Here is a 7,176-nt window from a genome sequence, read left to right on the forward strand (position 1 = left end):
TCCCCCCCCACTTCTACAGATTCGGCGGCAGGTTCACCCGGAGGCTCAGGACTTGTAGTCCTTGAGCAGCGAACGCCCGATGATCATCTTCTGGATGTCGCTGGTGCCCTCACCGATCAGCATGAACTTGACCTCGCGCATGATCCGCTCGATCTCGTACTCCTTGGAGTAGCCGTAGCCACCGTGGATGCGGAAGGAGTCCTCCACGACCTCGTTGGCGTACTCGGAGGCGACCATCTTGGCCATCCCGGCCTCCACGTCCATCCGCTTGCCGGTGTCCTTCAGACGCGCGGCGCGGACCATCATGTTGTGGGAGACCTCGACCTTGGTGCCCATCTCCGCGAGACGGAACAGGATGGCCTGGTGCTCGGCGATCTTCTTGCCGAAGGTCTGACGCTGCTGGGCGTAGGCGATCCCGAGCTCGAAACCACGGATCGCGAGGCCGCAGGCGCGGGCGGCGACGTTGACCCGGCCGACCTCGACACCGTCCATCATCTGGAAGAAGCCCTTGCCCGGGGTGCCACCGAGGATCTGGTCGGCCGAGATCTTGTGACCCTCGAAGATCATCTCGGTGGTGTCGATGCCCTTGTAGCCCATCTTGTCGATCTTGCCGGGCACGGTCACGCCCTGCGCGGTCTCGCCGAAGCCCGGGGTCTTCTCGACCAGGAAGGTGGTCATGTTCTTGTAGACGCTCTCGGCGCCCTCATCGGTCTTGGTCAGCACCGCGACCAGGGTCGAGGAGCCACCGTTGGTCAGCCACATCTTCTGACCGGTGATCTCGTAGGACCCATCGGCCTGCTTGGTCGCCTTCGTGGACACCGCGGACACATCCGAGCCCAGACCCGGCTCGGACATCGAGAACGCCCCACGGACCTCGCCGGTGGCCATCTTCGGCAGGTACTTCTGCTTCTGCTCCTCGGTGCCGTGCTGCATCAGCATGTAGGCCACGATGAAGTGGGTGTTGATCACACCGGAGACCGACATCCAACCGCGGGCGATCTCCTCGACACACAGCGCGTAGGTCAGCAGCGACTCACCCAGCCCGCCGTACTCCTCCGGGATCATCAGACCGAAGATGCCCAGCTCCTTGAGACCTTCGACGATCTCGGTCGGATACTCATCGGCATGCTCCAGCTCCTGGGCCACCGGAATGACCTTCTCGTCCACGAACTGACGGACGGTCTTCAGGATCTCTTCCTGAATGTCGGTGAGACCTTCGGTCTCGGCAAGGCGACCCATGCTCTACTCCTAATCTCGGTGGCCGGGGCCAAATGTTTCAGACCCGTCGAGACCACGCTGACGTCACTGCGGCAGGTTACCAATCAGTAACCATCAGTGACAGGGTGACTCCCACCACATCGCGATCCTACGTCCCTCAGACCCGCCGTCCGACTGCCGAGAAGAACGGCTTGAAGAGCTTGTCGTACGACGCCTTGGTGACGCTCACGTAGCCCGACCGCTTGCCGGTGCCGGCCGAGGTGGACATCTGGGTGCTGGAGCTGAAGGCGAACGCCGGGGTGGCACCGGTCCTGCTGATCAGCAGGACGGTCGCTCGCAGGCCGGCGCGGTCATAGCCGCTCGGGCGCCGCACGGCCCAGCTCTCCTTGTCCACGTCCTTGCCGAGGACCCGCTGAAGCGAGCGCATCTCGGCGGTCGTGGTCCGCTCCGCGGTGACGACCTGGACCCGCGCACCGCGCGACTTGGCCCGCTTCAGCGCCCGGAGCACCTTGGCGTTGCTCAGCGCACGGGTGGCCAGGTGGACGACCTGACCCCGTTTGGTGCTGTTGATCGACTTCAGGACCGTACGCAGCACGCTCTGCTCCTCGGCGGTGTCCAGTCCCGGGTCGGTGACCACTACCCCCGGCCCGAACCTGACCCGCGAGGAGCCCTCCGTGGAGGTGACCGGCAGCGGCGAGAAGTCGACGCGGACCGCGTGGTGGTCTGACTCGAGCCCGAAGGCACGCTGGTTGCCCGTGGCGAACCGCGCGACCCCGCGGGCCAGCACGTAGTCGATGGTCGACGCCCTGCCGTGCGTGACCGGTGCCTGCTGGGTGACGTCGTAGCTCGGGGTCAGGTGCTGCGCGGCGAAGATGTCGCTCGGGTAGCGAGAGCCCTCGTACTGCACGTTCAGGTCGCCGCCGACCATCACCGGGCCGCGTCTGGCCAGCGCCTTGACGAGCACGTTGAGCGCGCGGGCCGAGGGACGGACCAGGTCGCCGTAGTACTTGGACTTGGGCGCGAAGTGCACCGCGACCACCGAGACGTTCCGGCCGGTCGCCCGGTTCTCGAGGGTGACCCAGTTGGCGAACCTGATGCCCCAGTGCAGCCGCTGGTCGGCCGGCTTGCCGCGCTTGTTGCTGATCTGGTGGATGCCCTTCGAGGTCGCTGCCCACTCGTCGTTGTCCCACGCCACCGCCGTGGCCGACCGGTAGGCGTCGCCACCCTTGCGCCAGACGCGATAGCGCCCCGGCTCGAGACTCGCGCTCCGGCGGCCGTTCACCTCGTTGTAGGTGATGAAGTCGGGCGAGGTGCCGACCACCTCGCGTACGTCCTTCTTGAACCTGGCCGTGCTCATGCTCGCCCTGATGTTGGCCTGGACCATCCGGTAGCGCGGCGGCGAGTAGGCGACGGTCTCCAGGTCTGTCGCGGGCGGAGCGGACGAGTCGTGCACGGCGACGAGAGCCCCGCCGAAGAGGCCGATGACAAGTCCCGCGGAGAGCACGGCCTTGGCCACCCGGCCCCCGCGCGACGGGACGGGAGATTGCGTACGCATCCGTTCGGGCCCCTTTCACAGCAACGGTGACCGATCACGCTGGTCACATAGATAACTTTTGTAACACAAGCCTCACCTGAATCGCGGTTCCCTTTCCGGTGCAGTTCTGATAGCTCATCGAATTCGCCCTCAGTGCCACCGCGTGAGCGTCGAAGCCACCTGCTGGGGCCTATGTCATAACGTTGGCCCGTGAGCACCTCGCCCAACCGCGTCTACGCGGCACGCCTGGTCGGCCTTCCGATCTTCGACCCGCTCGGTGAGCAGGTCGGCAAGGTGCGAGATCTCGTGGTCACGGTCAGATCCGACGCCCGGCAGCCGCGCGTGCTGGGCCTGGTGGTCGAGGTCTTCGGGCGCCGGCGCATCTTCGTGCCGATGACCCGGGTGACCAGCATCGACGCCGGCCAGATCTACACCACCGGCCTGCTCAACATGCGCCGCTTCCAGCAGCGTTCGACCGAGACCCTGGTGATCGGCCAGATGTTCGACCGTCAGGTCACCATCCGCCCCACCGGCGTCGTCGGGACCGTCTATGACGTCGGCATGGAGCAGGCCCGCAACCGCGACTGGCTGCTCTCGCGGGTCGCCGTGCAGGAGCTCGCCAAGGGATTGCGCCGTCGCGGCCAGACGCACGTGGTCGAGTGGAACGACGCCGAGGGGCTGGCCAGCCGCTCCCCCACCCAGGCCGCGACCCACCTGGTCCAGGCGATCCACGACATGCGCCCGGCCGATGCCGCGACGATGATCCACGAGCTCCCGCCCGAGCGCCAGCGACAGGTCGTCGCCGCCCTCGACGACGAGCGCCTCGCCGAGGTGCTCGAGGAGCTGCCCGAGGACGACCAGGTCGCCATCGTGCGGGCCCTGGACTCCGAGCGTGCCGCCGACGTGCTCGAGGAGATGTCGCCCGACGACGCCGCCGACCTCATCGCCGAGCTGCCCGAGGAGACCGCCACCCTGCTGCTCGAGCTGATGCAGCCCGAGGACGCCAAGGACGTACTCCGGCTGATGTCCTACGAGGAGGACACCGCCGGCTCGATGATGACCCCCGAGCCGGTCATCGTCGGCCCCGACGCGACCATCGCCGACGCGCTCGCTCTCGTACGCAACCCCGACCTCACCCCGGCCCAGGCCGCCCTCGTCTACGTCTGCCGTCCTCCGCTGGAGACGCCGACCGGCAAGTTCCTCGGCATCGCCCATATCCAGCGGCTGCTGCGCGAGCCGCCGTCCACGCTGGTCGCGGGCGCGCTCGACGAGTCCCTGGAACCGCTGCGCCCCGAGGACAGCACCGAGCAGGTCGCGGCCCACCTGGCGACGTACAACTTGGTCGCCGCTCCCGTCGTCGACGAGAACGGCCATCTGGCCGGCGCGGTCACCGTCGACGACCTGCTCGACCACCTGCTTCCGGAGAACTGGCGCGAGAACCTCGCCCGCCAGGAGTCGGCCACCGAGCCGCGGCCCGACACCAGGCCCGACACCCGTCCCAACAAGGTGATCACGCCGGAGATGGTGCGCCGTGGCTGACACCCGCGCCGCCCGCGGCCGCCTCGACACCCCGCGCGAACTGCGCCGCCCGCTGGTCCGGCGGCCCACCTTCCGCGCCGACGCCTTCGGCTCCTTCGCCGAGGCCTTCGCCCGCTACATGGGCACCGCCCGGTTCATCGCCTGGATGACGATGGTCGTGGTCATCTGGGTCGCCTGGAACCTCCTCGTTCCGAAGGAGTGGCGCTTCGACGAGTTCCCGTTCATCTTCCTGACCCTGGCGCTGAGTCTGCAGGCGTCGTACGCCGCGCCGCTGATCCTGCTCGCGCAGAACCGCCAGGAGGACCGCGACCGCGCCATCGCGGAGCAGGACCGTCGCATCGCCTCCCAGTCCAAGGCCGACATGGAGTTCCTCGCCCGCGAGACCGCATCGCTGCGGATGGCCCTCGGTGAGGTCGCCACCCGCGACTACCTCCGCTCCGAGCTCCGGCTGCTCCTCGAGGAGCTCGACGAGCGCGACCGTCACCGCGGTCCGATCGACCAGCCCTCGGGCGATGCTGGAGACTCCCCACGCACGACGTAGGCTTGCATACCGTGAGTAGCCCGCTTCTCGACCGTGTCAACGCAGCCCTGGCGACCGTTCAGGACCCGGAGATCAAACGACCCATCACCGAGCTGGGGATGGTCGACTCCGTCTCGATCGACGATGCAGGCGTCGTCAGCGTCAAGGTGCTGCTGACCGTCGCCGGCTGCCCACTCAAGGACACGATCAACCGCGACACCACCTCGGCTCTCGAGAAGGTCGACGGCGTCACCGGCGTCGCCCTCGAGCTGGGTGTGATGACCAACGAGCAGCGCACCGAGATGCGCAACGGGCTCACCGGCGGCCAGGCGCAGCGGGAGATCCCCTTCGCCCAGCCGGGCTCGCTGACCAAGGTCTTCGCGATCGCGTCGGGCAAGGGCGGTGTCGGCAAGTCGTCGGTCACGGTCAACCTGGCCGTCTCGCTCGCCCAGCAGGGGCTCAAGGTCGGCATCGTCGACGCCGACATCTACGGCCACTCGGTGCCCGCGATGCTGGGCGTGGCCGACTCCCGGCCGACCCAGGTCGACGACCTGATCATGCCGGTCCCGACCGCCTCGGGTGTCTCGGTGATCTCGATCGGGATGCTCAAGCCGCGCCGCGACCAGGTCGTGGCCTGGCGTGGACCGATGCTCGACCGGGCTCTGGTCCAGATGCTCTCCGACGTCTACTGGGGCGACCTCGACGCGCTGCTGCTCGACCTGCCCCCGGGCACTGGCGACGTGGCGATCTCGCTGGGCCAGCACCTGCCCAACGCCGAGATCGTCGTGGTCACGACCCCGCAGGAGGCCGCCGCCGAGGTGGCCGAGCGGGCCGGCACGATGGCCGAGATGATGCACCAGCGCGTCGTCGGCGTCGTGGAGAACATGTCCTGGCTCGTGCTGCCCGACGGCTCCAAGATGGAGGTCTTCGGCTCCGGCGGTGGCCAGCGGGTCGCCGACACCCTCTCCCAGCGCTTCGGGTCGAAGGTGCCGCTGCTCGGCCAGATCCCGCTGGAGCAGACCCTGCGCGAGGCCGGCGACGCCGGGAAGCCGATCGTCGAGTCCGACCCGACCGCCGAGTCGGCCAAGGTGCTGGCCGAGGTGGCGCGTACGATCTCGGGCCGCGGCCGTGGGCTCGCGGGCATGCAACTGGGCCTCACTCCCACCTCCAAGCTCTGAGCCTGTAGGTTCACCTCCGTGTTCGGCATCGGCTTCGCGGAGCTTGCCGTCATCGTCGTGATCGCCATCCTGGTCTTCGGGCCGGACAAGATCCCCGACATGGCACGGCAGATCGCCCGCCTCCTCCACCAGGTGCGCAACCTGGCCAACAACGCGCGAGACGATTTGCGCGGAGAGCTCGGGCCCGCCTACCAGGACCTCGAGCTGCGCGACCTCGACCCGCGTCGCATCGTCAGCAGACAGATCCAGGAAGCTCTCGCCGACATCGAGGAGGAAGAGGCGCGCGCCAAGGCGCCCAAGCCTCTTCTGGCCGGCGAGAAGCCGCCTTACGACGACCAGGCGACATAGTGGCGCGTCCCAGAAGTTCCTAGGCGCTTCGCGCCGCCATGGCACGCACCTCGCCGCGTTGGCGCCGCTCGGAAGACGCCCGGTATGACTTCGCGACGCCGCCTTGCGATGCACGCACCCTGACGACGCCAAGCATCCAGGAACTTCCAGGACGCGCCACTAGCCCGTCCCTCCAGTCTCCTTTGTCACAGCAGAACCTTCTGTTACTCGCCGGTTTAGAACCACGAATAACGGGTAAGAGAAGGTTGCCTGCGTAGAAAGGAGTTTGCGCCCATGAGCGCTCTACCATCTCGGGACCCTGATCCTGCGGAGCCGGATCCGCAACGCCCTGCCGAGGTGCCTCTGGCCGATGTCCAGGGCACGCTCGCCTTCGACCTACAGCCACGCCTGGACCCGCCGCAGCCGGACCAGAGCGGGCAGGACGATGCACTGCTGGCCGAGCCGATCCCCATCGTCCCGGCCCGCGGCCATCTGAACGCGTGGATCCCACAGTTCGCCCAGAAGATCGCCGAGGTCGTCGGCGGGGACCGTCCGGCGAGCCAGCTGGTCCGCTGGACGACCAAGGAGGTCGTCGCCGACCTGCGCTACCGCGCCGCCCTGACCGCCCGTAGCGGGGCGTACGAGCCCGGCCTGGGCCGCCACCAGCCGGTCCGTCCCCGCGTCTATCGATGGCACCTTCACGTGGTCACCGACACCATCGTCGAGGCCACCGCCACGATCAAGTACGGCCACGGCTACCGCGCGATGGCCCTCCGCTTCGAGCAGAGCGGCGAGAACTGGATCTGCACGGTCCTCAACTTCGGGCCGTACACGTGAACCCGTGGAGGGCTGTGCGTATC

7 protein-coding genes are annotated in these 7,176 nt (G+C 67.9%); 5 read left to right on the forward strand and 2 right to left on the reverse strand.

Annotated features, from left to right (window positions below):
* Positions 1 to 45: 45 nt before the first annotated feature.
* Both ACFX43_RS07050 and ACFX43_RS07055 read right to left on the reverse strand, forming a co-directional pair.
* Positions 46 to 1,239: an acyl-CoA dehydrogenase family protein gene (locus ACFX43_RS07050; protein WP_141806067.1), complete on the reverse strand. Its 1,194-nt coding sequence runs from the start codon at positions 1,237 to 1,239 to the stop codon at positions 46 to 48.
* Between the two features lie 136 nt (positions 1,240 to 1,375).
* The gene (locus ACFX43_RS07055) at positions 1,376 to 2,773 is read right to left on the reverse strand and encodes an endonuclease/exonuclease/phosphatase family protein (protein ID WP_378818730.1); all 1,398 of its coding nucleotides are present in this window, start codon (positions 2,771 to 2,773) and stop codon (positions 1,376 to 1,378) included.
* A 189-nt stretch (positions 2,774 to 2,962) separates the two neighbouring features.
* Here ACFX43_RS07055 and ACFX43_RS07060 point away from each other — a divergent pair, with 189 nt between their 5' ends.
* The 5 genes from ACFX43_RS07060 (at position 2,963) to ACFX43_RS07080 (ending at position 7,153) form a co-directional block, all read left to right on the forward strand.
* Positions 2,963 to 4,291 (forward strand): magnesium transporter MgtE N-terminal domain-containing protein, encoded by a 1,329-nt coding sequence (locus ACFX43_RS07060; protein ID WP_160027339.1) that lies wholly within the window; start codon positions 2,963 to 2,965, stop codon positions 4,289 to 4,291.
* Positions 4,284 to 4,832, forward strand: a complete 549-nt coding sequence (locus ACFX43_RS07065) for a DUF1003 domain-containing protein (RefSeq protein ID WP_378818733.1) — start codon at positions 4,284 to 4,286, stop codon at positions 4,830 to 4,832. Before ACFX43_RS07060 ends, ACFX43_RS07065 begins: the two co-directional genes overlap by 8 nt.
* An 11-nt stretch (positions 4,833 to 4,843) precedes the next feature.
* Entirely contained in the window at positions 4,844 to 5,989 is a 1,146-nt protein-coding gene (locus tag ACFX43_RS07070) for an Mrp/NBP35 family ATP-binding protein (RefSeq protein ID WP_378818736.1), read from the forward strand.
* Between the two features lie 18 nt (positions 5,990 to 6,007).
* Positions 6,008 to 6,337: a sec-independent translocase gene (locus ACFX43_RS07075; RefSeq protein WP_008364136.1), complete on the forward strand. Its 330-nt coding sequence runs from the start codon at positions 6,008 to 6,010 to the stop codon at positions 6,335 to 6,337.
* Positions 6,338 to 6,610: 273 nt separating this feature from the next.
* Positions 6,611 to 7,153 carry an Rv3235 family protein gene (locus ACFX43_RS07080; protein WP_378818739.1) on the forward strand — a complete coding sequence of 181 codons (543 nt, stop codon included), beginning with the start codon at positions 6,611 to 6,613 and terminating at the stop codon, positions 7,151 to 7,153.
* Positions 7,154 to 7,176 lie beyond the last annotated feature (23 nt).

This window comes from Nocardioides sp. YIM B13467 (genome assembly GCF_042788075.1).
Classification (GTDB): domain Bacteria; phylum Actinomycetota; class Actinomycetes; order Propionibacteriales; family Nocardioidaceae; genus Nocardioides.

What these genes read in the sequence shown, in the direction of transcription:
- ACFX43_RS07050 (WP_141806067.1), bottom strand. Translation starts at nt 1,239, where the DNA reads ATGGGTCGCCTTGCCGAGACCGAAGGTCTCACCGACATTCAGGAAGAG.
- ACFX43_RS07055 (WP_378818730.1), bottom strand. Translation starts at nt 2,773, where the DNA reads ATGCGTACGCAATCTCCCGTCCCGTCGCGCGGGGGCCGGGTGGCCAAG.
- ACFX43_RS07080 (WP_378818739.1), top strand. Translation starts at nt 6,611, where the DNA reads ATGAGCGCTCTACCATCTCGGGACCCTGATCCTGCGGAGCCGGATCCG.